We start from the raw sequence: 25,489 nt of genomic DNA, 5'->3' as shown, positions 1-25,489 counted from the left end.
AAATTAACCCTATTCAATTGAACGAGAAATCGATTTTCGACGAAATTGTTAATGTGAAAGAAAACTAGAGGTGAAGAAATGGAAAGATTACAGAAAGTCATTGCCTATGCGGGGATTGCTTCAAGGCGAAAAGCAGAGCAATTGATACTAGAAGGTAAAGTTAAAGTGAACGGTAAAGTTATCCGTGAATTAGGAACAAAGGTGTCTAACTCAGATACAATTGAAGTGGAAGGCGTAAAGCTTGAAAAAGAAGATAAAGTTTATTTCTTACTGTATAAACCACGCGGAACAATTTCGGCCGTGACGGATGATAAAGGACGCAAAACTGTCACAGATTTATTTCATCATATTCCGCAACGTATTTTCCCAGTTGGTCGTCTTGATTATGATACATCTGGATTATTGCTATTAACAAATGATGGAGAATTTTCCTATATGTTGACGCATCCGAAATTTAAAATTGACAAAACGTATATCGCTCGTGTCAAAGGTATTCCAACAATTGAAGGTCTGAAAAAGCTTCAACGTGGTATTAAATTAGAGGATGGCAAAACTGCACCTGCCAAAGTAAGTATGACGTCCTTTGACGAAAAAGCTGGCAAGGCAATTTGCGAAATTACAATTCATGAAGGCCGTAATCGCCAAGTTCGACGTATGTTTGAAGCAATTGGTACACCTGTTGTCAAATTAAAACGTGAACGATTTGCCTTTTTAGATTTATTTGGCCTTGCACCAGGTGAGTTCCGTGAATTGTCGAAGCACGAAGTCAAGCAATTACGCGTGTTAGCAGAGACAGGGAAACTGGATTAAATAATTTGCCAGAAGAAAGTGATAGTACCTTAAAAGGTAATAAAAACTATTTTCACTTTCTTTTTGGTGAAATCGTTCAAAAATCATTCATAATTAATAGCTAAGTGTTTTTGTATCATTTTGCTATAATAGGTGAGAATAGTACACCTAGTTACATTTTAGCCAGAAGAACTTCGTACATCGTTAACGTACAATTTTCATAGATGTTTGTACATACGTAAAGACGTTTATAAAATGAAAAAGTTCTATGCTAAAGTCTTTATAATGTAAAAGCTTCATGTCTACAATGTTTACGCAAAGTCGTAAATGATAGGGGGTTTATTAACTTGGAGAAAAAGAAAAAGCGTCTCGTACTACGGACTGTCATTTTAGCAGTATTAGCATTGGCAATCGGGTACACGGTATATGGAACAGCAACAAAGGAAAAAGTAGAGTTAGTAGCAGTTGGCTCAGAAGCACCTGACTTCACGTTAGTAGATTTAAACGGTGAAAAACATAAATTGTCGGATTATAAAGGACAAGGGGTATTTTTAAATTTCTGGGGAACTTGGTGTAAGCCGTGTGAAAAGGAAATGCCTGCGATGGACAGACAGTATCAAATATTTAAAGATCAAGGTGTACAAACTTTAGCGGTCAATATCGCTCAAACAGATTTTGAAGTTCAGAATTTTGTTGATCGATATAAATTGTCTTTCCCAGTTGTCATTGATAAAACAAAAAGTGTTATGACTGCTTATAACGTAGGTCAATTACCTGCTACAGTGTTAATTGATCCAGAAGGAAAAGTGGCAAAAATTATTACTGGTGAAATGACAGATGCAAATATTGCTTCGTACATGGAATTAGTGAAGCCGAAATAAGGAGTAAATGACGATGGAAAAAATCATTTGTGCTTGTGGTCATAGTAACCCTTACGGCACGAAGCTCTGTGAGAAATGTGGTCGTCCTTTAACGGAAGAAGAGAAGCAAAATAAAGTTGTCGATATGCGCTATGATGGTACTGCCATTCGTTCTAAGACTTATAATAAATCGATTGTCGACAAAATTTGGAATTTCTTCTCGAGTGTTAAAGTGGGTATATCTTTAATTATTATCACATTAATTGCTGCTTCAATCGGAACATTACTACCACAAGAGTTTTACGTAAAAGCCTCTGATATGGAGAAGGGAGCTTATTACGCTGACGTATATGGTACGTTCGGTAAAATTTATTACACGCTAGGACTCTCAGATTTATATAGTTCATGGTGGTTCCAAATTTTAGTTGGCATGTTAGCTGTGTCAATTATTGTAGCCAGTCTGGACCGAGGAATCCCGCTCTATAAATCTCTAAAGAATCAACGTGTTAAAAGACATGAAAGCTTTATGAAGCGTCAACGCATTTTTGGTGAGGGTCAAATAACGGCTGACGCTGAGGAAACGCTTGATAAAGTGGCTCAAAAGATGACTGAAATGAGATACTCTGTCCGTCGAGATGGTAGCGCTCTCTTAGCTGAAAAAGGTCGCTTTTCTCGTTACGGTCCGTACATAAACCATGTTGGGCTCATTATCTTCATAAGTGGGGTTATGTTACGTCTTGTACCAGGCTTCTATGTGGATGAGTCGATATGGGTCCGCGAGGGAGAAACACGTGCTATTACTGGCATGGACGGTTATTTCATTGAAAACAGAGATTTTATTTTAGAAACTCATGATAATGAACCCCAAGGAGAGCAAGTAAAGCAAAATGTTAATGTGGTTGCAAAAAACTTCCAAACTGACATTACGCTTTACAAACAGCCTAAAGATGCAATCCCGGGTGATACGGAAAATCTGGAAAAAGTTAAAGATTATTCGATTCGTGTCAATCACCCATTAAAAGAAGATGGCTATGCTCTTTATCAAATGGATTATCGTCTGAATGAATTAAAGCAAATGAATTTTGAATTAATTAATAAGGCGAGTGAAAAATCACTTGGTAAAGTGGAAATTGATTTAACAAATCCTAAAAAAGAATATGATTTAGGTAATGGGTCTTCCGTGCAAATTCTAGTTTATACACCAGATTTTGATGGCTTTGAAAATGGAGAACCCCAAACAAAAACATCGATTCCAAATAATCCAGCATTTTTATTTAAAATGACTACGCCAGAAACACCAGAAGGCGAAGTAAGCTTTGTGGAAATTATGCAGCCACCACTAGAACCGCTGGGGGAAAATCAATATAGAATGAAATTTGCTGCAGCAGAGATGCGTGATATGTCTGGTATTACGGTTCGTAAAGATAGTACAATTCCTATCTTATTTGTTGGTGGCGTTATCTTTATGATTGGTGTCGTAATTGGATCTTACTGGAATCACCGTCGTTTATGGCTTCAAGTAGAGCCGGATGGCCGTGTTTTAATGGCTGCCCATGTTAATAAAAATATGTTCAGCATGAAAAAGGATTTAGATGCTGTTACAGCATTTGCTGCATTGCCTTCATACAAAGATCAGTTAGAGAAAGAAGAGGCTGACGAAGAGTCCACTGATGGTGGCATTAAAGAAAAGGAAGGTGACAACACCTTATGAGTTTGATTGACATAAGTGGAAACCTGTTATTTGTAGCTTTTATTGCTTATTTAGTTGCGACGTTATTATTTGGTGGTTCCATTAAACAAGCGAATGCTACAGGTAAAAACACTGGTAAATGGGGTAAGCTTGCCATTGTGGTAACAATTATTGGATTTGTATCACAGCTTGCCTACTTTATTACACGATGGATTTATACTGGACATGCGCCAGTAAGTAATATGTTTGAATTTACAACTGCCTTTGGTATGTTCATTGTTGGTGCGTTTATTTTAATTTACTTTATTTATCGTTTATCTGCACTTGGATTGGTAGCATTACCAGTAGCACTTTTAATTATCGCTTATGCTTCAATGTTCCCGAAAGAAGTAAGTCCATTAGTGCCCTCATTACAAAGCCATTGGTTAACAATTCACGTGATTACAGCGGCATTAGGGCAATCTATTTTAGCGATCAGTGCTGTGGCTGGACTTATTTACTTATTAAAGGTTGTAGATTTAACGAAGCCTTCTAAACAACGATTTTGGTTAGAAGCCGTTATGTACTGTCTTGTAGTAGTTGTTGGGTTTGTCGCTGTGACATCTACATTCAGTGCAATGGATTATGAATCTAGCTACAATTATGTGGATAAAGAAGGAACTACGCGTAAAATCATTTACAATTTACCACCAGTTTTCGGTATGAATGAGTATGAGGCGGTTGAAGAGCATGGCATGTCACCAATAGTAGAAATGCCAGCATTAATTAATGCGAAGAAATTAACAACTGTCTTTTGGTCATTATTAGTAGGGTCAGTATTGTATTTATTAATTCGCTTAATTGCACGTCGTCGAATAAGTGCTATTTTCCAACCACTTGTGAAGCGTGTTAATTTACAATTACTTGATGAAATTGGTTATCGTTCAGTGCTAATTGGTTTCCCTGTATTCTCCCTAGGTGCTTTAATCTTTGCGATGATTTGGGCGCAAATTGCTTGGAGTCGCTTCTGGGGATGGGATCCTAAGGAAGTATGGGCTCTTATTACATGGTTATTCTATGCGGCATTCCTACATTTACGTTTATCAAAAGGCTGGGAAGGTCAAAAATCTGCTTGGTTAGCATTAATTGGTTTTGGTATTATATTATTTAACCTAATTGCTGTTAACTTAATTCTTGCAGGTTTACACTCCTACGCATAACCTGTGAAACAACAAGCCTTTTCGCTCTAGCGAAGAGGCTTTCTTTTCTTTTCAATATGTGTCACACCATGTACAATAGAAGTTAGAGAAAGATTGGAAGAGAGGGATCGTGAAAGTGTCAGAAAATATTTCAGTATTAGTAGTAGATGACGAGGATCGAATTCGCCGCTTATTAAAAATGTATCTGGAGCGAGAAGGATACCTTGTTGACGAGGCAGAAAATGGTGAACAAGCGATCGAAAAATCTTTAGAAAAAGAATATCACTGTATTTTACTTGATATTATGATGCCTGAAAAAGATGGGCTAGAAGTGTGTGCAGAAATTCGTGAACGCGCTGCAACTCCTATTATTTTATTAACTGCTAAAGGCGAGGAAGCTAATCGTGTTCAAGGCTTCGAGCTAGGAGCAGATGATTATATTGTAAAACCATTTAGTCCTCGTGAGGTAGTGTTACGTGTGAAGGCCATTTTACGTCGTTCACAGGCATTCTCACCAACGACAAATGCATCCTCTTCAAAAGATTTAGTGGTGTTCCAGCATTTGATGATCGATCATGATGCACACCGTGTAACGGCAGAGGGCATTGAGGTGAATTTAACACCAAAAGAGTATGAATTACTTTACTTCTTAGCGAAATCGCCAGACAAAGTATTTGACCGTGAACAACTACTAAAAGAGGTTTGGCATTACGATTTCTTTGGTGATTTACGTACAGTTGACACACACGTAAAACGTTTACGTGAAAAGCTCAACCGTGTTTCTGAAAACGCTGCTAAAATGATCGTGACGGTTTGGGGCGTTGGTTACAAATTTGAGGTTGTCAATGAATAGAATATGGAATAGTGTTGTCGGGAAGCTATGGGTAACCATATTGCTTCTCGTTTCATTTGTATTATTTGTTTTCACGGTATTAATGCTTGAATTTCTTCAAAACTACCATATGCAGCAAGCGGAAATATCTTTACGTCAAACCGCTGCCACTGTGGCAAGTATAGTGGATGACAATGAAACAGCTGAATCGACTTCGGAATTATTAAAAGATATTTTACCTAAAGGCACCAACGCACTAATCGCAATCAGCCATGTAGAGGTATCCTTTGCCATGCAAGAGGGACTCAATAAAAAGGAAATTCAAGATACTATTTTGGCAAATAAATCTTTCCGTGAGGTTTTTCAATCAGATGAACCAATTACTAAAGAAATGATGATGCCCTCCTCTACAGATCAAGAGAAAATGGAATCTTACGTTGTACTTGGTTTCCCATTAAATGTAGAGAATGCTGTACATGGAGCAGTTTTCATCTATCAAAGCCCCGATGCCCTACATAAAACGTCCAAGGAAACGACGAAAATTGTCTTTTTGGCAGCTTTCATAGCATTTGTTTTGACTACATTTTTTGCGTTCTTCTTGTCTTCACGTATTACTTCTCCACTTAGAAAAATGCGTGAGCTGGCATTTGAAATTGCAAAAGGGAATTTTGAAGCGAAAATGCCTACGACTCAAAATGATGAAATTGGACAGCTTGCAGTTGCTTTCAATCAAATGGGTCGTCAATTAAAGCATAATTTAGAGGTCATCAATCAAGAGAATGAACAGCTATCCAATATTTTGACATCTATGACAGATGCAGTGATTACATTTAATCGCGACCGTACAATATTATTAAGTAATCCACCAGCGGAACGCCTGATGCAAAAATGGTTTGTAAACAAAGGCTCACAAAGTGCGAAGCCAATACCGCCAGAGCTGTATCATATGCTGGATCATGTACTCATGTTTGAGGATAAGCTAGAAGAGGAAATTGAAATGGATGGTAATTACTATACGTTTACAATTAGTCCTCTTTATAGTGGAGAAAACATTCGTGGTGCAGTCGCTGTTATTCGTGATATGACTGAACAACACCGCTTAGAAAAACTTCGATCCGATTTTATTGCGAACGTCTCTCATGAATTGCGGACGCCAATCGCCATGCTTCAAGGCTATTCTGAAGCATTGATGGATGATGATTTTATTCAAGATCTGGAAGAACGTAATGAAATAACAAAAATTATTTATGATGAATCCAAACGAATGGGTCGCCTTGTCACGGATTTATTAGATTTAGCACGCATGGAATCAGGGCATATGACACTCTATAAAGATGAATTGCCAATTAATTCTACATTCGAACGTATTACCCAAAAATTTGCACAGGTTGCAAAAGAAAAGCATATTCGTCTACTATTTGATAGTGAATTTAATGACGATGCGATGATTAATATAGATGAGGATCGCATCGAGCAAGTACTCACAAATTTAGTCGACAATGCACTAAGACATACGGAAGAGGGATCTGTCACAGTAAAAGTGGAGCAGGGGCCAACATTCGCTAAAATTTCTGTTCAAGATACAGGACATGGTATTCCTCAAGATGATTTACCTTATGTCTTTGAACGCTTTTATAAAGCAGATAAGGCACGTACTCGATCTAAGGGTGGTACGGGACTTGGCTTAGCCATTGCACGAAATATTATAAAGGCACACTCAGGAAATATTATGGTAGATAGTGTGCTTAAGGAAGGTACTACCTTCACATTTTATTTACCGTTCGATTAATAACATGGTTTGTTATTAATTGACTGTAACTTCTGTGAATGTAAGACGACAAATAATATAGAACGGGGGTGGAGTGCATTGAATGACTCCGTGTTCCATCGACTATACGATGCCTATCATCAAGACGTGTTCCAGTTTCTAATCTATCTAGTAAAAAACCGTACACTTGCTGAAGATTTAGCGCATGAAGTTTATGTAAGAGTATTGCGCTCATACGATCAATTTGCAGGCAATAGTAGTGAGAAAACATGGCTTTTTGCAATAGCCAAAAATGTTGCGATTGATCATTTTAGAAAGCAAGCAGTGCGTCAGAAGCATTCGCTTGATTTCTTTGACTGGGAAACGGAACAGCTCCATTCAAACACACCATCACCGGAGGAAATGCTACAGGCCAGTGATGAATTTATGCAAGTAGAGTCAGCATTAGAAAACTGTACTGGCGATCAAAAAATGGTCATTATTATGCGCTATTTCCAGGATTTATCGATTGCAGAAACGGCGCAAATACTTGATTGGACAGAAGCGAAGGTAAAAACAACCCAGCATCGAGCCATTAAATTTTTAAGGCAACACCTACAGCCGATCAGAGAACAGGAGGCGAAACGGCAATGACACATAAGGCATTTGATGATGAGCAGCTTGAACATGTACTGAACAATGCCCCTAAGCTTTCTGACCACCGTTCGAAAGAAGATATATTAAATCGGTTAATGGCAGATGCTCGCTTGCAAGATAATATCCACCTTCAAGAAGCTATGCAAGAACCTATAGAAGATGAACCATCTCAACAGGAAGGTGCTATCATTCAAAAGCCTGCGACGAAATCAAAAGTACGTAATATGCAGATTTATATGAGTGTAGCCGCAGTCTTTGTGCTAACAATACTAGTTGGCACAATATTGAAGAACAATCAAGGTGAGCAAAAAGATCAAGCGAGTATGCCTGAAACGGCTCAGTTTTCGACGATGCAAGAGGATTCAGCAGCAAAGGAAGCGGCCACGCAGGATGAAATGCTGGATTCCAAAAGTATTGTTGCGGAACATGAGCGCATTTTATCTTTACGTACATCTGTCTATGAGGAGGATGTAAAAGATGCTGTCGTATTCCGTATTGGTTTGGCAGGGCGTGATGCGGAAAGTGTTCCTATGACGTATGTGATTCCAAATGAACGTGTGGCTACGGATTTTGGAGAAGAGAAGCCTTCTACCTTACGGATATATGAAAAGTATGCTCCTCAAATTGACGAGGAGGCCAAAGGGTTTACAGAGTATCATCCTTATAAAGGTGAGCTGAAGGAAAAGGATGATAAGCTTATCCATGTCTTGCCAAAGGGGAATGACTATGATGTTGCCTCTGCTGCAGTAAATGAATATAAAGGCACAATGGAAGATACATTCTCCGACTCTGAATACACCGAAGTGGAAATCCAAAATGAAGATGGAACCCCGTATGAGTTTTCTCAAGAAGGTGAGCCAAGTCAAGGAATGTCCTTAACGAATGCAAAGCACTATAATTATTACTTGTACCATGATTCCAATGGTGCAGAATATTTATCACCAGATTTCCGTCAATCTTTTGAGACAGTCACAGAGGCACTTACACTGATGAAAAATAAAAATGATGATGTCTATACATCCGTAGTGCCTGAAAATGTAACATACACAGTCACTGAACAAGCGGAAGGTGTCGTTGTTACTTTTGATATTCCGCTTGATTTAACATCTATGGAACCAATACGAGCTACTCAATTAATTGAGGCCATGATGTTAACTGCTGCCAGCTTTAATCAACAGCTCCTTTTAGATAATGTTGTGCAAGAAAGCTGGGAAGGCTTTGATTTGAAGGGTTATTTACCAAAGCCAGTGGGACCAAATAAACAATTTTTACCATAGTCGAAGGAAGAAAAAAACAAGAGAGGCATTCCTGTATGGCGGGAGTGCCTTTTCTATTTATAAAACATAGCAATTTAATCGGATTTTTTGAGCAGAACTATTTACTTTTACTTCGTAATTCATTATAGTAAAGCTGTAGTATAAAATAATATGATTCATCTTCGGGGCAGGGTGAAAATCCCGACCGGCGGTAATAGAGTCATAAATCGCTAGTGAATATATTCATTAGCTCGCTTGATTTATGTTAAACTCTTCAGCCCGCGACCTGTGCGAATTTTCGCATGGCTGACTTGGTGAAATTCCAAGGCCGACAGTTAAAGTCTGGATGGGAGAAGATGAAGGTACGATCGTCATTCATTGTCATGAAATGAACTATGACCGAGCGCTTTTTTGTATGTTTTATTAAACTGTGCTCAAAAATTAGTTGATGAGGACGCTTATTCGTTATGCCTTTCTCCCTTATGCTTTATTAAACGCATAAGGGTTTTTTCATGAAACAATTGAAAGATCGTCACCTTTCTTCTTGCGAGATTGAATCAGCAAAGAGGAGAGAGTTTTCTATGAAGAAAAATGTCAAACTTCAATCGTTTATTACGATTGGGATGCTGAGCAGTATTTCATTTTTATTAATGCTTTTTAATTTCCCAATTCCGCCATTCCCAGCATTTTTGGAAGTGGATTTCAGTGATATGCCTGCCTTGCTTGCAGCAATCACAATGGGACCTGTAGCTGGTATTTTAGTAGAATTGTTTAAAAATGTGTTGGATTGGATTTTCTCAGGCACTCCAACAGGCGTTCCGGTAGGGCATATGGCCAATTTTGTAACAGGTATTTTATTCATCTTGCCAGTAAGCTTTATTTTTAATCGCTTTAAAACAATCGCTGGTCTTGTTGGAGGTTTAGCAATAGGAACAGTTGTGATGGCAGTAGGAATGAGTGTTTTAAACTATGCTGTATTTTTACCAATGTACACTTACTTCTTAGGAATGGAGCCTGTTGTAGGTGACTCACTTTATAAAATGATTATCGCTGGTATTTTACCATTTAATATTGTCAAAGGGATTTTATTAACGGGTATTATGGCGTTATTATTTACGACAATGCGTAAATGGATTGACCGCCAGCGTTCTATGTATATAACAAAATAAAATGTACTAAGCCTCGAGGGATGAACTCGAGGCTTTTTTATGGCGAAATGTAGAAAAAATAGAAAAAGGTAATGGGTTGTCCAAGTATAACTAGTTCTTTTTTAGTAATACCTAGTCGAAAGCTATAATTTCATGTAAAATTAGAGAAGAGTTTAGAAAGTTAGAGGAGTTTGAAGAGATGAGTGGAAAAAAAGGACAGTGGTCTAGTAAGTTAGGATTTATTTTAGCATCAGCAGGTGCTGCAATAGGACTAGGAGCGATTTGGAAGCTTCCGTATGTAACCGGACAAAGTGGCGGAGGGGCGTTTTTCTTAATCTTTGTATTGTTTACATTGTTAATTGGGCTCCCGATGCTATTATCTGAATATATTTTAGGACGAGGTACACAGTCAGAGGCAATTACTGCCTATAAAAAAATTGCTCCTACGAAAAAGGGATGGGCATGGATTGGCCGCATGGGTGTTCTCGGATGTTTTTTATTACTAACATTTTATAGCGTTGTCGGTGGCTGGATTTTTATTTATAGTGGGCTAGGCGTAGCGGGTGCTGTCATTGATCCGGCTATTGATCCTGGAGAACTATTTGGAAAGATAATTGGTACACCTTGGATTACAATTGTAGGTTTGGCTTTGTTTACATTAGCAAACGTACTTGTTATTTCATTAGGTGTCCAAAATGGTATTGAAAAGGCGAATAAATGGATGATGCCATTGCTCTTTATTATGTTCATTGTCCTAGTGATACGTGCTGTCACATTAGATGGCGCCATGGACGGGGTAAAATTCTTTTTATGGCCTGATTTTTCAAATATTACCGGAAAAGCCTTATTAGAAGCTTTAGGGCAATCCTTCTTTGGGTTAGCCGTTGGATTTTCTTGCCTTGTTACATATAGTTCCTACCTCAAAAAAGATGTGAGTTTACCGAATTCAGCAGGCTCCGTCGTTATGCTAACGGTACTTGTTTCATTTTTAGCTGGACTAGCTATCTTCCCGGTCGTTTTTGCTTTTGATTTAGAGCCGGCAGCTGGGCCAGGCTTGTTATTTATGGTGTTACCGACAGCATTTAGCCAAATGCCATTTGGGGAAGTATTTTTAGCGATGTTTTTATTATTATTCTTATTTGCCACATTAACGTCCTCGTTTAGTTTATACGAAATTATTGTTGCGGCATTTATGGAAAATAGTCAGAAGTCTCGTCTCGTATGGACTTCTTGCCTAGGTATAGTCGTCTTTCTTGCGGCCATCCCAGCATCCCTTTCCTCTAGCCTGCTAGCGGATGTATCGGTTTTTGGGAAGAATATTTTTGATGCAACTGACTTTTTAGTATCAAACTTAATGCTGCCATTGGGTAACTTGTCCATTGCGATTTTTATTGCATATGTAGTGGATAAGGAATTTGTGAAAAGAGAACTGCTAATGGGAAGCCAGATGGGGCAGGGGTATTATGCGATTTACAGGATGTTAATGTTAATCATAGTACCTGCTGTCATACTCGTAGTATTCGTTAATATGCTATTTCAATTTTAAAAATATATATAAGGTGTATCCATTTAGTAAATGGGTACGCCTTTTTTATGTATCGAAATTCAAGATAAATATATTCTAAAAAAACGATGTTATAAAACCTTACATACATATTGCTAATAACAATAAAATGATGTATTTTAAAAGCAGTTATAAAAAATGTGTTAACTAAATTTACATTGGAGTGGTGGAAAATGAAACATTATACAAAAGAAGGTATTATACGCCGAGTAAAGGAAGAAAATGTGAAGTTTATTCGCCTACAATTTACTGATATATTAGGAACGATTAAAAATGTAGAAGTACCTGTGAGTCAATTAGAAAAAGCTTTAGACAATAAGGTTATGTTTGATGGCTCTTCGATTGAAGGCTTTGTACGTATAGAGGAGTCTGATATGTACTTGAGACCAGATTTCAATACATTTGTCATTTTTCCTTGGACAGCTGAAAAAGGTAAGGTGGCACGCCTTATATGCGATATTGCAAGGCCAGATGGGTCACCATTTGAAGGAGACCCACGCTCCAATTTAAAGCGCGTTTTAAAGGAAATGGAGGAGTTAGGTTTCACTTCCTTTAACTTGGGCCCAGAGCCAGAATTTTTCCTTTTTAAGCTGGATGAAAAGGGGCATCCGACACTTGAGCTAAATGACAGCGGAGGTTATTTTGACTTAGCTCCGACAGATTTAGGAGAGAATTGTCGTCGGGATATTGTTTTAGAGCTAGAAGGGATGGGCTTTGAAATTGAGGCATCTCACCATGAAGTAGCACCTGGACAGCATGAAATTGATTTTAAATATGCTAGTGCCATTGAAGCATGCGACAATATTCAAACATTTAAATTAGTCGTAAAAACAATCGCTGCACAGCATGGGCTACATGCAACATTTATGCCGAAGCCACTATTCGGAGTTAACGGCTCTGGTATGCATTTTAATCTATCATTATTTGAAGGGGATAAAAATGCATTTTATGATGAACACGCAGAACTTCAATTAAGTGCAACAGCTCGTAGCTTTATGGCAGGAATCATCCAGCATGTACACGGATTTACGGCAATTACGAATCCACTTGTTAATTCTTATAAACGATTAGTCCCAGGCTATGAGGCCCCATGCTATGTTGCGTGGTCTGCTCAAAACCGTTCACCACTTATTCGTATACCAGCAGCTCGAGGATTATCAACACGTGTTGAATTACGTTCAGTGGATCCAGCGGCGAATCCTTATTTAGCAATGGCTGTGATCTTGGCTTCGGGGCTTGATGGCATACGCAAGGATTTAATGCCTCCAGCAGCGGTAGATCGAAATATTTATAAAATGACAGGTCCAGAGCGTGAATTAAATGGCATTGATAGCTTACCCTCTTCATTAGAACATGCGTTAATTGAATTAGAAATGGATTCAGTTGTACGAGATGCTCTAGGTGATCATATTTATGAAAAGTTTAATGTTGCCAAAGAAATCGAATGGGATAAATACCGCACACGGGTCCATAACTGGGAGCGTGAGGAATATTTAACGATGTACTAAAAAATATTGGAGCTAAAAAGCTCCAATATTTTTATACTGACTTTCATACCCTTTATTAAAGAAAAGGGGTGTGGGCAATGACACAAACGACTCAAGTTGTGACAATTCAAAACAACGATATTGTGCAATTTGAACATGATATTAATCGGGCTTTATTAGATTTAAGTTACTTTTTCATACTTGATATCAAATACAATACCCTCTATATCGGAGAACAAACGGTCATCCATTCTGCCTTAATTATTTATCAACATCCAGACGAGAGTAGACATTAAATTTATATGTAAAAGGATGGTCATGTCGAGTAGACGTGACTTTTTTTTATGGAAATAAAGATAAGAGAAATGGTCGATCTTCTGGGAATGTCAATGGTAGTCGTGCAACATCATCTTTAGATTGCCATGCGATATCGTACATTAATTTATTCAAGATTAAGAAGGGTCATTTGTCCGCCAATTATGATGGCTTCAAAGTAACAGACTTCTACAGCTGCATTAGATTTATCATCAATACTACCTGTAGCCTAATTCTTCGTATACTTCATGATTACAACATGCTTGGAAATTTCCCATTGCCTCCTTTTCATCTGAAGGCATAGCCTGAGTCTTTTCTTCCTCCTTTGGTAAGATACGATGTTGACTATCCTTGATTTAAGGACAATAAAGGCCTTGTCCGTTATTATAAATATAATGGTTATTTTTCGATATTTTTTGATAGTTAGTACAATGGATTTTAGTGGAGAAAGAGCGAAAATCGTATGTAAAGTAACGAAAATAGAAGGAGTGTTAGTGATGAAAAACTGCTTCTACACATACCTGTCCAAAGTTAGCATAAAAAGACAGGCTGGAAAGCATGAACTATTTTAAGATGTTATCAGGGAGTGAGAGCAATGAGTTGGATTGAGTCGATTCAAAAAGCCATTAATTTTATGGAGGATCATTTATTAGAAAACATAACCATTGAACAAATTGCACAGGAGGTTAATTCATCTGTCTTTCATTTTCAGCGAACGTTTGCGATTTTAACGGATATGTCGATTGCGGATTATTTAAGACGGAGGAGATTAACATTAGCAGCTCAGGAATTAATGGATACAGATCAAAAAATAATCGATCTCGCCTACAAATATGGCTATGAAACTCCTGAAGCCTTTACAAAAGCGTTTCGTAAACAGCATTATGTAACGCCGAGTGAAGCGAGAAAGAAGCAAGGACCATTACAATCATACAATCGCCTGGTTATACAGGTAAGCTTGAAGGGAGCAGAACCAATGAAGTATAAAATCGTAGAAAAAGACAAGTTTCAAGTTGTTGGGGTAAAAAGAACGTACAACTGCCAAGATGGAGAGAATACTCGAGAAATACCATTATTCTGGCAGGAAATCAATGAGAGTGCCTTCGATCACCATCTATATCAATTAAATAATGGCAATATCAATGGGGTACTGGGCGTATGTGTACCTAATACAAGCCAAGGACAACAGGGGTTCATTGATTATTGGATTGCTACAAATCATGAAGGGGATGTAGGAGGAGATCTATTAACAATGGAAGTGCCTGCATCAAAATGGGTTGTATTTGAGGTACATGGCCCTATGCCAGATGCCATGCAAAATACGTGGAAACAAATATATTCAGAATGGTTCCCATCCAATCCATATGAGCCAGCAGGAACAGCGGAGCTTGAGGTGTACCCTGAAGAAGATGCATATAGTCCTGATTCATACTCAGAAATTTGGATTCCAATTAAATAACGATAAAGTAAAGCCAAGAATGCTAAACAAATGCATTCTTGGCTTTACTTATTGTTGAAAGAAAAAATATCCTTTTTTTAGGTGTCACAAAGATGTAAAATATATATATGTTTAGAATGAACGATTTTTTTTTAATCGTTCCATATTTGGATGTGGGGGTTAAAATAAGATAAGGGGTATGATTCAAAACAAATGGGTAGAAATTTCTCATGATGAAGTACTGCAATTTTTAAAGATGGGGAAAGTAGCACATGTTGCGACGGTTGATGAAGAAGGATATCCTTATGTGATTCCATTTGTTTATGTGTATGAGAGAAATGATAAACTTTATTTGCATATCGGTAATATGCGAGAAAGCCATTTTTGGTCCAATATTAAACAAAACCCTAAAATCAGTATAGAAGTAAGTGAAATGGGCGATTTACACTCAGGGAAAAAATATGCTTGTCAATCTGCACTTGTCTACCAAAGTGTAGTACTATTTGGACAAGTTGTAAGAATTGAAGAGGAGTCAAGGAAGGAATGGCTCTTTGATGCGCTTTTAGAGAAATACGGTGATCCTGAATGGACATTTGAAAAAAGAGGGCTATCCAATTATGCCTAAAATAGAGTTATTCGAAGTACAAATAGAAAAGTTGACGGGGAAAATTAATAACGGCATGTATCACTAAGCAGAAAGCTAAGAATGGTTAGATAACCATTCTTAGCTTTCTATATTACCTTTTACATAGTGTGTATACTTGTAAATTTTCTTCATTGCTATCATAGCCCTGCAAAATAAAATTCAATTTCTGCAAGACTTTGATGGAATTAATATTCGCGACATCGACCTTTGCTACAATTGTCTTCATCTCCAAATGTGTAAAAGCAATATCGATTAAAGCGATAATAGCTTCTGTGGCGTAGCCCTTGCCCCAATGAGTCTTCGCCAAGTCATAGCCAATTTCTGCGGTAGCTTTATCGAAATCTACGTTATTAAATCCACAGGAGCCAATGATACAATTGCCTATCTTATCAATGATAGAATAGCGAATGGCCCTATGTTCATTAGCTAATTGATTGAGTAATTCAATCATTTCCAGCGCCTGTTCTTCGTGTGTAAAGTTTGAGATATTCATAAATTTGGTCACAGCAGGATCTGACCAAATCGCCCATAAACTTTTAGCATCAGCACTAGCCACTTTTCGTAATAATAATCTTTCCGTGTCCATACATTCAATCAATACTTTTACCTCCAAGATTTTAATGGTGTTGGATGAAAAATATTGCTATCTGTGCATCATTCAGTCCCTTCAACTAGATCTATATTTTATTATAAAATATAAGGTGCTTAATGCCAATAAAAAGGGGAAACGTCGTGATAAAAGTTACAGCGAATCATTATCCAATCATTAAACAAAACATTCTAAGGGCTCCAACATTTGTTTATAGTATTCTTGATCAATTAATAGAAGGGACAGTCTATGCAGATACAGCTACTTTTCAAACGCTCCTAATACATACAAAATCAGGAATTTATTTTGTATATGGTGATTCAACTACAACTGAGTTTGACCGTCAGCTTGCCATTTGCCTCGAGCAATCTGTAGAGCAAGGGAAGCGCTTTACCTTATTTTCTTATTCAGAGCAATGGAATACTAAAATTGAACAACTTGTAAATGGGCAGCTTAGAAAATTAGAACGCTATACCTTTACATTTGATAAAAGCTTGTATGGTGGGAAGGAGAAGCAAGAAGTATCCAATTTTGAGGTCATGCCAATTACTCAACATCATATAAATAACGCAATGGAGTTTACATGTGCTTACTATGATGAATATTGGGATTCTAGGGCTAATTTCCTGACAAATGGTTTTGGCTTTTGTCTAATACATAAGGAGCAAATCGTCAGTGAAGCCGTTTCTATTTTTAAATCAAATGACTATGCTGAAATTGATATTATGACAGATTCGAATTATAGAGGTCAGGGATTGGCTAGTTTGATCGCGACAACATTTATCAATCATTGTTTGGCCAACGAGCTAAAGCCTTGCTGGGATTGTGATATCTCCAATACAGCATCCATTTATTTAGGGACAAAGCTTGGCTTTATGGGTCCACAGAAATATGCGATTTATACAAAAAAGTAGCCCACGCTGTTTTCAACATAACGTGAGCTTCATTGTTAAAAGAATCGATTACGTAGTTCGAATACCCGATTGAATAGTCTTGCATCTCTCGCCATCTTATTGGGTGCATGCATGTGAGGTCTGAGGCATTTCTGAAATAGTTCATCACAATATCTTATGCTACCGTAACGATCATAACATTCATCATGTTGTTTACAGCAACTATCCACAGCATTTGTGGGTTCACCTGGTCCCGAGCAACCAGGTCCACAGTATCGATAGCCCGGGTAACAAAAACCAAATTTGCGATTTCTTTTCATCGGAGAAACCTCTTTTCTACTATGTTCTTACTATAAAATATGTTATTTTTTTCGGGAGAATCGGATAAAAAACTATAAAGTTAATCTTTTGATTTGTAAGGTTCCTGTAAGCTTAAAAAAAAATAGTTGTAAGGATGAAGAGTTATGCTAGCTATAGCATAAAAGATAAGGAGTTATTTGAACATGAATCCATCCGTTACACAAAAAGAACGAATTCTTTCCTTGGACATTATTCGAGGATTAGCATTATTTGGTATTTTATTTATTAATGTAGGCGCCTATCAGGTCATAATAGAGGGCGGCCCTATGCCTGATTATAGTGGCATCAATGGAGTGATCGATTCACTTATTGATATCTTTATTGAAAAGAAATTCTTTTCAATCTTTTCATTCCTATTCGGTGTTGGTTTTTATATTTTTGCTTCTCGGGCAGAAGCTCGTGGGGATAAACCAAAACGACGCTTTGCAAGACGTTTAGTTGCATTATTGATTATTGGTATCATTCATATTTTCCTGTTTTGGGGTTCAATCTTAGCTATCTATGCAGTTATTGGATTTTTATTGCTACCATTTTACTCTGCGAAAATTTCAACAATTTGTAAATGGCTTTTTACAATCATTACACTTCATATTCTTGCTATATTAGGTCAATTGTATATGCCAACTAATTCGATAATGGCCACTATTTTAGGTCTTTTAGGGAATGATGCTATCGCTATATTTATCATGTTTTTAAGTGGATTTTTAGTAGCGAAAGCTGGTTGGATTGGTCATATTGGCGCTCATATCCAACAAATAAAATGGCTGCTTCTTGTTACGGGCCCATTCTTTATTGGTTTTTCACTATGGATATGGTTTGCCTCACAAGCTGATGACCAACAGTTACAATCTATTATTGGTTTAGGAGTAGTTCCGACAACATATTTTTATTTAGCTTGTTTATTTACTATTTTAGAGAATCGTCAAATAGAGAAAATTTTTCAGCCAATCGGACGAGTGGGACAAATGGCATTTACCAACTATTTAGCCCAAAGCTTTATTGGTATGGCCATCATCTCGATTATGGGCTTAGAAGTCGTTTCACCATCAGATATTGTAGTAATCGCAAGCATTATTTTTATCATCCAAATTATCTTTAGCATGATTTGGTTCAAATTCTTTTCCATTGGTCCATTTGAAAAGCTATGGCGCTATATGACATATGGTAAAAAAATTGTGAAAAAGCAATCATAAAAGCTCTATGATTTTTTTCATTGATGAAAGAGAATAGGAGAAATAACTACAATAAAAATCGGTGAGACTGTTGAATAGTTTCACCGATTTTTGTTCGTCTAATCATGCCAGCCCTTACAGACATCAATCCATTCTTCATAGGGCGTATAGGTTTCAAGCTCAGAAATAGTAACCTCTATCGCGGAATTACTACTGCCACATGCAGGAAAAACCGTTGTAAACCGTTTAAGGGATTCATCTAAATAAATAACAACACCTTCATTCACACCAAAGGGACAAACTCCACCGACATCATGACCAATCATAGCTTCCACATCATCTTTGCCTAGCATCTTTGCTTTTGTCCCAAACACTGCTTTATATTTGGCATTATCGATTTTTGCATCACCGGCTGCCACAATTAATATAGCGCCATCATTGACAAGAAAGGATAAAGATTTTGCTATGCGGGCAGGCTCACAGCCAAGTGCCTGAGCTGCTAATTCAACAGTTGCAGAGCTCTCCTCTAACTCTTGTATTTTGTGTTCCACATGCCATTGGGCTAAATGGCTGCGTACTTTTTCTATTGCCATATGTACATTCCTCCTAATCATCAGTTACGCCTTGGCGATTTTTCTTCCATCACCTTAGGCATGATCTTGTTTCAAATAGATGTCGAATCAAGATAAATTTAATTTTAACATAATTTTCAGATTATAATGTTGCGAATGCCTGCTTTTTCTAGTACGATGAATTTGAAAGTGTAAAATTACACTGGAGGGTTGCGTCTTGATTAAATTTTTACAAATCGTGAGCGTTATGATTGGTTTATCAGTAGTGACAGTAATGGTAGCACTTATTGTCATTCTGAATGGTCATAGCACTTTCTACCACTAGTTTATACAGTTCCCGTTTGTTTATTTGTGTTGTTTGTTGGTGGAATATTTAATTGGATACATACAAAAAAGAAAAGGAGATGGTTAATGAGTGTATTAGGTGTAGCAATAGTAATTGCTTTAATTACTCCTATTCAACATTATTATAAGCTGAGTATTCCCACTGTAGATGCAGAAATTGATATATCTGCCTATCAACCATTTACGCGGGGCAATCTAGTGGTAAAGCCTGACGAAGTAGCCTCATTACAATTGACAGAGTCATTACCGCGATTAGATGAAGCCACGGCTATGTATCCTTTATATGCAGCTTTTGTGGAGGCTACTTACCCTAAAGGAGACTACCAGCCATATAATAGTAGGGTCCAAGTGAGCCGTACGCCAGAAGCCTATCAAAGTTTAATAGCGGGAGATGTGGATCTTATTTTTGTGGCAGCACCTTCTGTCTCGCAAGAATGGCAAGCAGAAAAAGAAGGCCTTACGTTTGATATGACACCAATAGGGCGAGAGGCATTTGTTTTTTTCGTCCATCATAAAAACAATGTGGATAATGTTACATTAGAACAGGTGAAGAAAATATATGCTGGTGACGTTACCAATTGGCGTGATGTAGGCGGTGAGGATGAAGCCATCCGTGCTTTCCAGCGTCTGGCGGATAGTGGAAGTCAAACGGCATTAGAGAAATTAATGGGCAACATGCCGATTATGAAGGCACCTTCTGAAAATATTGCTTCAGGAATGGGGGGCATTATCCATGAAGTATCACAATATCGAAACTATAAAAATGCGATGGGCTATACCTTTAGATATTATTCGACAGAAATGGTTCAAAATAAAAAAATCAAATTACTATCCATTGATGGAGTAGCTCCAACTAAAGAGAATATTCGAAATGGAACATATCCTTTAGTATCCGAGTTTTATGCAGTCACTGCAGGGACAGAAAATGAAAATGTTCAAAAGCTAATCGATTGGATACGTACCGATGAAGGTCAAGCATTAGTAGAAAAAGTCGGCTATGTTCCAGTGGAAAATTATTAAATAGTTTGCTATACTAAGGTTAATAAAATATTGTAAAGTTTTCTAGGGTTCCGTAGCTGATGCTAGTCTGGTCCGAGAGAAAACCACAATTTTTTTGTGACACGGAGGGATAAAAGCCTGGGAGATACTGTCGATGGACAGTTTCTTCTAGGCTTTTTTCTTTGGCTAAAATCAGGTAATTTGGCGAAAGCTGAGAAAGGGTAGTCATCTAGGTAGTCATTCATCGTGTCCTATAAAATGGAGGGATTTTTTATGAATAAGCATTGGTTAAGTGTCATTATCGCTGCTTGCTTTGAAGTAGGCTGGGTCATTGGTTTAAAGCATGCTTCAACTGTATGGGAATGGATAGGCACTGCAATTGCAATCTATGTTAGTTTTTATTTGCTTATTAAAGCGGGAGAGCATATACCAGTTGGCACGGTATATGCAATTTTTGTAGGCTTAGGGACAGCGGGCACTGTATGCGCGGATAGTTTGCTGTTTGGAGAGCCATGGAAGCTAGCAAAAATACTATGTATTGTTGTTTTATTGGCAGGGGTTGTTGGCTTAAAGCTTGTGACAGGAGAGCCGAAGGAAAAAGAGGTGACTGAATAATGGCGTGGATGGCATTAATAATTGCAGGCTTATGTGAGATGATGGGTGTCTATATGATTAGTAAATATAATAACGAAAAGAATAAAAAAAACTTGGGGTTATTGATATTTGCATTTACATTAAGCTTTGCAGGTCTTGCATATGCTATGGAAACCTTACCAATGGGTACTGCTTATGCAATTTGGACAGGGATTGGTGCGGCTGGAGGAGCCTTGCTAGGAATGTTCTTCTTTAATGAATCAAAGGATTGGAGAAGAGTTGTTTGTATAGTGCTTGTTTTAGGAGCAGCCGTCATGTTGAAAATATTGTCATAAAAGAAGCCTATAAAAAATGCACTTCCCGTTGAAAAAAGGAAGTGCATTTTTTTACATTATTTTTTTACATCTTTTGTCCATTCAGCTACTTTTTCTGGATTTGCTTCAATCCAATCTTTAGCAGCGTCTTTTGGATCCTTACCATCCATTACTTCTAGCATAACGCTTTCTAAATCTTCAGCTGTCCAGTGAAAGTTATCTAATACGGAATACACTTCAGGTAAATCCTCTTTTAAACCTTTACGAACAAAAGTATTGATTGTTTCTTCACCACCGAAAACACCTTTTGGATCTTCTAAATATTTAAGATCATATTTAGCAAATTTCCAGTGTGGTGACCAACCAGTAACAATAATTTCTTCCTTTTCTTTCAAAGCCTTAGCTAAAGAAGTAGTCATTGCACCAGACGAAGACGTAACAAAATTCCAATCTGCTAAACTATCATATTCATCTAATGCTTTCTCTGTTGCGGCTGTTATACCAGCGCCAGGCTCGATACCAGTAATTGTACGATCAGCCTCATCTGTTAAATCTTCAATAGAGTTTGCTTTCATATAGCTTGGTACAACTAAGCCAATTTTTGCGCCAGCAAGGTTTTCGCCCAGCTCATCTAATTTATCTTTATATTTTTCATATTGTGATTCATGTGTATGTGGTAACCATGCAGCGACCATGCCGTCTGCCTCGCCTTTAGAAACTGCTTCCCACATAATGGCATTATCCAAAGGAGTTAATGTCACATCATAGCCTAAATCTTCAAGGACTTGCCCCACTACATTTGTAGAGGCGATTTCAGTATCCCACTCTACATAGGCTAAGTTTACCTCCTTAGAATCACTATTTTTTCCAGAACCAGAGTCTCCTCCGCTACATGCAGCGAGCATGAAGCCTAAACCTAAAGCCATTCCTAATTTCGATAGTGTTTTCAGTTTCATCTAATCTCCCTTTCTGTACATCATTTCTATCTATTAAACTGCCTTCATGGCAAGAAAATAAACTAATTTTATAAGGCTTTCTTTTTATTAAAGCTTTGTGTTAAACGGTCAATAATAATAGCAAAAATAACTAAACCTAAACCTGCAACGAAACCATTCCCAACCTGTGTACGTTGTAGGGCTGTTAAGACTTCCCGTCCTAAACCTGGAGCACCAATCATCGAGGCGATAACTACCATAGAAAGGGACAGCATTACAGTTTGGTTAATACCTGCCATAATCGTTGATTTAGCAAGTGGGATTTCTACTTTAAATAGTTTTTGACTAGCTGTACTACCATAAGAGTCTGCGGCTTCCACTAATTCTTTAGGTACCTGACGGATACCTAGGTTAGTCATACGTACAGTTGGTGGCAAAGCAAAGATAACGGATGCGAAGACACCAGGTACAATTCCTATGCCGAAAAAGGCAACGGCAGGGATGAGGTAGACAAAGCCAGGCATTGTTTGCATGAAATCGAGTATTGGTTTAATAATACTTTCAGCGATTGTAGACTTCGACATTAGAATCCCAAGTGGAATACCGATGATGATGGAAATAATACTTGAAAAGATGACGAGCGTGGTTGTTTCCATCAGATTTGTCCAAAGACCTTGATTATAAATAAACAACAAGCCTATTAATGAAAATGAGGCAAGCCCGAATTTTTTACCAGTTGCATAAAAGGCAAAAACAACGACAAGTAATATTAAAATAATGGCTGGGATACTATTTAACAAATCAGTGACCTGATTCATGAGTAGTTTTCCAAATTGCTGAATCGAGTTAAAGAACGCTGAAAAATTACTCGTCAACCAGTCCATAGCTGATTCTACCCATGGAGCTAGTGGTATTGTTGGAATATTATCTAAAAAATTATTCATGTACATCGGCCTCCTCGTCACTCGTTGAAAGTGCTTGGATGACAACGCCTCTAATCAGCACACCAAGCAAGCGACCATCTTTTACGACGGCAATAGGAGTAGGTGAATTATAAATCATCCCTAATATATCCTGTAATAGCATGTCTGGTGGAACTGTTAACACCTCTGATTGCACAATGGAATGGACAGTTTGCTCTTGCTTCTTAGCAGAAGCTAATGCGTCGTCTGCTGTAATAAAGCCTTTTAAATGTCGGTTTTTGTCGACAGCCATTAATAAACTAACAGCCTCTTGTCGCATACGTTTTAGTGCTACTTTAGGGCCGTCTAAATCTACGTTGACATAAACAGGTCGCACCATGACATTTTCAGCCGTCAATACTTTAGAGCGGTCCACATCTTCCACGAATGTTTTGACATAATCATTCGCTGGGTTGGTTAATATTTCTTCTCCCGTACCAATTTGAATGATAGAGCCATCCTTCATAATAGCGATTCGATCCCCAATGCGTAATGCTTCATTCAGATCATGAGTGATAAATAAAATTGTTTTTTTGACTTTTTGTTGTAGATCGAGTAGCTCATCTTGCATTTCTTTACGAATTAATGGGTCTAATGCTGAAAAAGCTTCATCCATTAATAAAATTTCAGGATCATTGGCAAGAGCACGCGCTAATCCAACACGTTGCTGCATACCACCTGATAATTGGCTTGGATATTGATCTTTATAAGCGAGTAATCCAGCATTTTCAAGAGCTTGCTCTGCTTTTGCTTGGCGTTCATCCTTTGAAATGCCTCGGATTTCAAGGCCGTATTCGGTGTTTTGAAGTAATGTACGATGAGGGAATAAACCGAAGTTTTGGAAAACCATGCTCATTTTGTTTCTTCTTACGGTCCGTAAACTTTCTTTACCCATTTTAGAAATATTTTCTCCATCGATATATATATTTCCGCTCGTTGGTTCAATAAGGCGGTTTAAGAGCCGTATTAATGTTGATTTACCACTTCCTGATAATCCCATGATAACGAAGATTTCTCCTTCGTTCACTGTAAAGCTTGCATCGTATACACCAACAGTTGCACCTGTTTCTTTTAAGATATCAGTTTTACTTTTTTGTTGCTTGACGAGTTCTAGTGCTTGGGGAATATGTTTGCCAAACACTTTTGATACGTGTTCTACTTTTAATTTTTCCATAGAAGCACTCCTTTCGTAGATTATTACTATTTGAAGATAGTGATACCCAAAAATAAACAAGTAACAACCTTACTGTAACAAAGGGTTGTTACTTTTGTCAAACCGACCAATAAGAAAAAAACCGCTTAAACGCTGTGATATCAGCGCTTAAACGGTTTTTAATTTGGGTATAAAAAGCTTTGTACTCTAGCGAAGCTTTCATCATTTCCAACAAAATAAATAATATCACCTTCTTCGAATGATACATAAGGACCAGGTGATAGTAATAATTCATTACCACGACGAATACCGACGATGGTACTTGATGTATTTTGCCAAAAATTTAAGGCTTGTACAGTTTGATGAATGCATGGACTTTCAGCAGTCATTTCTAATTGATAAGGAATAAATGGATTTACTGAACGGAAATGCTCCGTACGACTAATTAGCTGCTTTGCCTTGTCTTGTAAATTTATTAATTCATGCTGTTGCTTTTGAATACTAGTCAGAAGTTCATTTTGTATTTCATGAATGGATTGAACGTCATGAAATTGTCGGACAAAATGCGCTGCTTTTTCATACGACTTAATAATTACACCGCTACCTTTCGATGCCTCTACAATTTCTAAGTCTTGTAAGACAGCGATTGCTCTTCTCGCAGTCTCAGCAGACACATTATATTGACTTGCAAGAGAAGATCTTGCATATATTTTATCGCCGATGCGGTATTTTCTTTCTACGATTTTGGAGGCAAGGTCGATAGCGATTTGTTGATATTTTGGCTGCTTCAGTTGCACAGTTTTTTCTAAGTTCATTTTAAACTTCCTTTCGTCATTACAGGTACCACAGCTTATTATAGACTAGCCTGCACAGAAAAAATAGCATCTCCATAAGCTAGTAGTATATGATGAAAAAGTAATGCTAAAATTTTTGTATTTACTATTAAAAATCATAGGATAGTAGCTGTTGTTTGACACTTTTTAGTTATTATTAT

26 protein-coding genes and 2 riboswitches are annotated in these 25,489 nt (G+C 37.5%); of the genes, 19 read left to right on the top strand and 7 right to left on the bottom strand.

The window, feature by feature from the left end; genetic code table 11:
• Window positions 1-78 precede the first annotated feature (78 nt).
• The 14 genes from C9J29_RS00365 to C9J29_RS00300 all read left to right on the top strand — a co-directional run bounded on the left by C9J29_RS00365 (window position 79) and on the right by C9J29_RS00300 (window position 15,586).
• Window positions 79-810 carry a pseudouridine synthase gene (locus C9J29_RS00365; protein ID WP_008174614.1) on the top strand — a complete coding sequence of 244 codons (732 nt, stop codon included), beginning with the start codon at window positions 79-81 and terminating at the stop codon, window positions 808-810.
• 326 nt (window positions 811-1,136) lie between these two features.
• Entirely contained in the window at window positions 1,137-1,670 is a 534-nt protein-coding gene (resA, locus tag C9J29_RS00360) for a thiol-disulfide oxidoreductase ResA (RefSeq protein WP_008174612.1), read from the top strand.
• Window positions 1,671-1,683: 13 nt separating this feature from the next.
• On the top strand, window positions 1,684-3,360 hold the full coding sequence (resB, locus tag C9J29_RS00355) for a cytochrome c biogenesis protein ResB (protein WP_043989778.1): 1,677 nt from the start codon (window positions 1,684-1,686) through the stop codon (window positions 3,358-3,360).
• Window positions 3,357-4,538 carry a c-type cytochrome biogenesis protein CcsB gene (gene ccsB, locus C9J29_RS00350; RefSeq protein ID WP_008174608.1) on the top strand — a complete coding sequence of 394 codons (1,182 nt, stop codon included), beginning with the start codon at window positions 3,357-3,359 and terminating at the stop codon, window positions 4,536-4,538. The genes resB and ccsB overlap by 4 nt, the downstream gene beginning before the upstream one ends.
• Before the next feature lie 115 nt (window positions 4,539-4,653).
• Window positions 4,654-5,370, top strand: coding sequence for a response regulator transcription factor (locus C9J29_RS00345; RefSeq protein ID WP_004232215.1), 717 nt, complete (start codon window positions 4,654-4,656; stop codon window positions 5,368-5,370).
• The gene (locus C9J29_RS00340) at window positions 5,363-7,138 is read left to right on the top strand and encodes an ATP-binding protein (protein ID WP_107921488.1); all 1,776 of its coding nucleotides are present in this window, start codon (window positions 5,363-5,365) and stop codon (window positions 7,136-7,138) included. Before C9J29_RS00345 ends, C9J29_RS00340 begins: the two co-directional genes overlap by 8 nt.
• A 78-nt stretch (window positions 7,139-7,216) precedes the next feature.
• Window positions 7,217-7,750, top strand: coding sequence for an RNA polymerase sigma factor SigX (gene sigX / locus C9J29_RS00335; RefSeq protein WP_216604599.1), 534 nt, complete (start codon window positions 7,217-7,219; stop codon window positions 7,748-7,750).
• Complete coding sequence (locus C9J29_RS00330) at window positions 7,747-9,030, top strand: RNA polymerase subunit sigma (protein WP_089985416.1); 1,284 nt, start codon at window positions 7,747-7,749, stop codon at window positions 9,028-9,030. Before sigX ends, C9J29_RS00330 begins: the two co-directional genes overlap by 4 nt.
• A 153-nt stretch (window positions 9,031-9,183) precedes the next feature.
• Window positions 9,184-9,371: riboswitch (FMN riboswitch) on the top strand.
• 219 nt (window positions 9,372-9,590) lie between these two features.
• A complete protein-coding gene (locus C9J29_RS00325; protein WP_008174600.1) occupies window positions 9,591-10,178 on the top strand; it encodes an ECF transporter S component in 588 nt (195 codons plus the stop codon).
• A gap of 178 nt (window positions 10,179-10,356) precedes the next feature.
• Entirely contained in the window at window positions 10,357-11,703 is a 1,347-nt protein-coding gene (locus C9J29_RS00320; protein ID WP_089985417.1) for a sodium-dependent transporter, read from the top strand.
• A 191-nt stretch (window positions 11,704-11,894) separates the two neighbouring features.
• Window positions 11,895-13,229, top strand: a complete 1,335-nt coding sequence (gene glnA, locus C9J29_RS00315) for a type I glutamate--ammonia ligase (protein WP_107921487.1) — start codon at window positions 11,895-11,897, stop codon at window positions 13,227-13,229.
• Window positions 13,230-13,306: 77 nt separating this feature from the next.
• Entirely contained in the window at window positions 13,307-13,504 is a 198-nt protein-coding gene (locus C9J29_RS00310) for a hypothetical protein (protein WP_090001083.1), read from the top strand.
• 614 nt (window positions 13,505-14,118) lie between these two features.
• Window positions 14,119-14,982: an AraC family transcriptional regulator gene (locus tag C9J29_RS00305; RefSeq protein WP_107921486.1), complete on the top strand. Its 864-nt coding sequence runs from the start codon at window positions 14,119-14,121 to the stop codon at window positions 14,980-14,982.
• Window positions 14,983-15,160: 178 nt separating this feature from the next.
• On the top strand, window positions 15,161-15,586 hold the full coding sequence (locus tag C9J29_RS00300; protein ID WP_237068719.1) for a pyridoxamine 5'-phosphate oxidase family protein: 426 nt from the start codon (window positions 15,161-15,163) through the stop codon (window positions 15,584-15,586).
• Window positions 15,587-15,698: 112 nt separating this feature from the next.
• Here the strand turns inward: C9J29_RS00300 and C9J29_RS00295 are convergent, their stop codons facing one another.
• Window positions 15,699-16,205 (bottom strand): GNAT family N-acetyltransferase, encoded by a 507-nt coding sequence (locus C9J29_RS00295; RefSeq protein ID WP_107921485.1) that lies wholly within the window; start codon window positions 16,203-16,205, stop codon window positions 15,699-15,701.
• A gap of 134 nt (window positions 16,206-16,339) precedes the next feature.
• Between C9J29_RS00295 and C9J29_RS00290 the strand changes: the two genes are divergently transcribed.
• Complete coding sequence (locus tag C9J29_RS00290) at window positions 16,340-17,110, top strand: GNAT family N-acetyltransferase (protein WP_107921484.1); 771 nt, start codon at window positions 16,340-16,342, stop codon at window positions 17,108-17,110.
• A gap of 35 nt (window positions 17,111-17,145) precedes the next feature.
• Here C9J29_RS00290 and C9J29_RS00285 read toward each other — a convergent pair whose 3' ends face one another.
• Complete coding sequence (locus C9J29_RS00285) at window positions 17,146-17,409, bottom strand: Parvovirus coat protein VP1-like protein (RefSeq protein WP_083796472.1); 264 nt, start codon at window positions 17,407-17,409, stop codon at window positions 17,146-17,148.
• A gap of 183 nt (window positions 17,410-17,592) precedes the next feature.
• Between C9J29_RS00285 and C9J29_RS00280 the strand changes: the two genes are divergently transcribed.
• Complete coding sequence (locus C9J29_RS00280) at window positions 17,593-18,642, top strand: DUF418 domain-containing protein (protein ID WP_089985422.1); 1,050 nt, start codon at window positions 17,593-17,595, stop codon at window positions 18,640-18,642.
• Window positions 18,643-18,740: 98 nt separating this feature from the next.
• Here the strand turns inward: C9J29_RS00280 and C9J29_RS00275 are convergent, their stop codons facing one another.
• Window positions 18,741-19,214 (bottom strand): YbaK/EbsC family protein, encoded by a 474-nt coding sequence (locus C9J29_RS00275; protein ID WP_008174582.1) that lies wholly within the window; start codon window positions 19,212-19,214, stop codon window positions 18,741-18,743.
• 390 nt (window positions 19,215-19,604) lie between these two features.
• On the opposite strand from C9J29_RS00275, the gene C9J29_RS00270 reads away from it, so the two are divergent.
• From C9J29_RS00270 to C9J29_RS00260, 3 genes are all read left to right on the top strand, one after another.
• Window positions 19,605-20,558 (top strand): PstS family phosphate ABC transporter substrate-binding protein, encoded by a 954-nt coding sequence (locus tag C9J29_RS00270; RefSeq protein ID WP_237068718.1) that lies wholly within the window; start codon window positions 19,605-19,607, stop codon window positions 20,556-20,558.
• 31 nt (window positions 20,559-20,589) lie between these two features.
• A riboswitch (guanidine-I (ykkC/yxkD leader) is annotated at window positions 20,590-20,684 on the top strand.
• A gap of 126 nt (window positions 20,685-20,810) precedes the next feature.
• Window positions 20,811-21,152 carry a DMT family transporter gene (locus C9J29_RS00265; protein WP_107921483.1) on the top strand — a complete coding sequence of 114 codons (342 nt, stop codon included), beginning with the start codon at window positions 20,811-20,813 and terminating at the stop codon, window positions 21,150-21,152.
• Window positions 21,152-21,466 carry a DMT family transporter gene (locus tag C9J29_RS00260; RefSeq protein ID WP_008174577.1) on the top strand — a complete coding sequence of 105 codons (315 nt, stop codon included), beginning with the start codon at window positions 21,152-21,154 and terminating at the stop codon, window positions 21,464-21,466. The genes C9J29_RS00265 and C9J29_RS00260 overlap by 1 nt, the downstream gene beginning before the upstream one ends.
• A 56-nt stretch (window positions 21,467-21,522) precedes the next feature.
• On the opposite strand, the gene C9J29_RS00255 is transcribed toward C9J29_RS00260, so the two are convergent.
• From C9J29_RS00255 to C9J29_RS00240, 4 genes are all read right to left on the bottom strand, one after another.
• Entirely contained in the window at window positions 21,523-22,401 is an 879-nt protein-coding gene (locus C9J29_RS00255; protein WP_008174572.1) for a glycine betaine ABC transporter substrate-binding protein, read from the bottom strand.
• Window positions 22,402-22,469: 68 nt separating this feature from the next.
• Complete coding sequence (locus tag C9J29_RS00250; protein ID WP_008174570.1) at window positions 22,470-23,324, bottom strand: ABC transporter permease; 855 nt, start codon at window positions 23,322-23,324, stop codon at window positions 22,470-22,472.
• Window positions 23,317-24,516, bottom strand: a complete 1,200-nt coding sequence (locus C9J29_RS00245) for a quaternary amine ABC transporter ATP-binding protein (RefSeq protein ID WP_008174567.1) — start codon at window positions 24,514-24,516, stop codon at window positions 23,317-23,319. Before C9J29_RS00245 ends, C9J29_RS00250 begins: the two co-directional genes overlap by 8 nt.
• A 158-nt stretch (window positions 24,517-24,674) precedes the next feature.
• Complete coding sequence (locus C9J29_RS00240) at window positions 24,675-25,310, bottom strand: GntR family transcriptional regulator (protein WP_008174565.1); 636 nt, start codon at window positions 25,308-25,310, stop codon at window positions 24,675-24,677.
• Between the last annotated feature and the right edge of the window lie 179 nt (window positions 25,311-25,489).

The sequence above is a fragment of the Lysinibacillus fusiformis genome, from assembly GCF_003049525.1.
Taxonomy (GTDB): domain Bacteria; phylum Bacillota; class Bacilli; order Bacillales_A; family Planococcaceae; genus Lysinibacillus; species Lysinibacillus fusiformis.
The sequence above is the reverse complement of the archived record's forward strand: the minus strand, read 5'-3'. Positions and strand labels throughout refer to the sequence as shown.

What these genes read in the sequence shown, in the direction of transcription:
- C9J29_RS00305 (WP_107921486.1), top strand. Translation starts at nt 14,119, where the DNA reads ATGAGTTGGATTGAGTCGATTCAAAAAGCCATTAATTTTATGGAGGAT.
- C9J29_RS00255 (WP_008174572.1), bottom strand. Translation starts at nt 22,401, where the DNA reads ATGAAACTGAAAACACTATCGAAATTAGGAATGGCTTTAGGTTTAGGC.
- C9J29_RS00300 (WP_237068719.1), top strand. Translation starts at nt 15,161, where the DNA reads ATGATTCAAAACAAATGGGTAGAAATTTCTCATGATGAAGTACTGCAA.
- C9J29_RS00325 (WP_008174600.1), top strand. Translation starts at nt 9,591, where the DNA reads ATGAAGAAAAATGTCAAACTTCAATCGTTTATTACGATTGGGATGCTG.
- C9J29_RS00260 (WP_008174577.1), top strand. Translation starts at nt 21,152, where the DNA reads ATGGCGTGGATGGCATTAATAATTGCAGGCTTATGTGAGATGATGGGT.
- C9J29_RS00245 (WP_008174567.1), bottom strand. Translation starts at nt 24,516, where the DNA reads ATGGAAAAATTAAAAGTAGAACACGTATCAAAAGTGTTTGGCAAACAT.
- C9J29_RS00270 (WP_237068718.1), top strand. Translation starts at nt 19,605, where the DNA reads ATGAGTGTATTAGGTGTAGCAATAGTAATTGCTTTAATTACTCCTATT.
- C9J29_RS00365 (WP_008174614.1), top strand. Translation starts at nt 79, where the DNA reads ATGGAAAGATTACAGAAAGTCATTGCCTATGCGGGGATTGCTTCAAGG.
- ccsB (WP_008174608.1), top strand. Translation starts at nt 3,357, where the DNA reads ATGAGTTTGATTGACATAAGTGGAAACCTGTTATTTGTAGCTTTTATT.
- C9J29_RS00340 (WP_107921488.1), top strand. Translation starts at nt 5,363, where the DNA reads ATGAATAGAATATGGAATAGTGTTGTCGGGAAGCTATGGGTAACCATA.
- C9J29_RS00285 (WP_083796472.1), bottom strand. Translation starts at nt 17,409, where the DNA reads ATGAAAAGAAATCGCAAATTTGGTTTTTGTTACCCGGGCTATCGATAC.
- C9J29_RS00330 (WP_089985416.1), top strand. Translation starts at nt 7,747, where the DNA reads ATGACACATAAGGCATTTGATGATGAGCAGCTTGAACATGTACTGAAC.
- resB (WP_043989778.1), top strand. Translation starts at nt 1,684, where the DNA reads ATGGAAAAAATCATTTGTGCTTGTGGTCATAGTAACCCTTACGGCACG.
- C9J29_RS00265 (WP_107921483.1), top strand. Translation starts at nt 20,811, where the DNA reads ATGAATAAGCATTGGTTAAGTGTCATTATCGCTGCTTGCTTTGAAGTA.
- C9J29_RS00320 (WP_089985417.1), top strand. Translation starts at nt 10,357, where the DNA reads ATGAGTGGAAAAAAAGGACAGTGGTCTAGTAAGTTAGGATTTATTTTA.
- C9J29_RS00240 (WP_008174565.1), bottom strand. Translation starts at nt 25,310, where the DNA reads ATGAACTTAGAAAAAACTGTGCAACTGAAGCAGCCAAAATATCAACAA.
- C9J29_RS00250 (WP_008174570.1), bottom strand. Translation starts at nt 23,324, where the DNA reads ATGAATAATTTTTTAGATAATATTCCAACAATACCACTAGCTCCATGG.
- glnA (WP_107921487.1), top strand. Translation starts at nt 11,895, where the DNA reads ATGAAACATTATACAAAAGAAGGTATTATACGCCGAGTAAAGGAAGAA.
- C9J29_RS00280 (WP_089985422.1), top strand. Translation starts at nt 17,593, where the DNA reads ATGAATCCATCCGTTACACAAAAAGAACGAATTCTTTCCTTGGACATT.
- C9J29_RS00275 (WP_008174582.1), bottom strand. Translation starts at nt 19,214, where the DNA reads ATGGCAATAGAAAAAGTACGCAGCCATTTAGCCCAATGGCATGTGGAA.
- C9J29_RS00310 (WP_090001083.1), top strand. Translation starts at nt 13,307, where the DNA reads ATGACACAAACGACTCAAGTTGTGACAATTCAAAACAACGATATTGTG.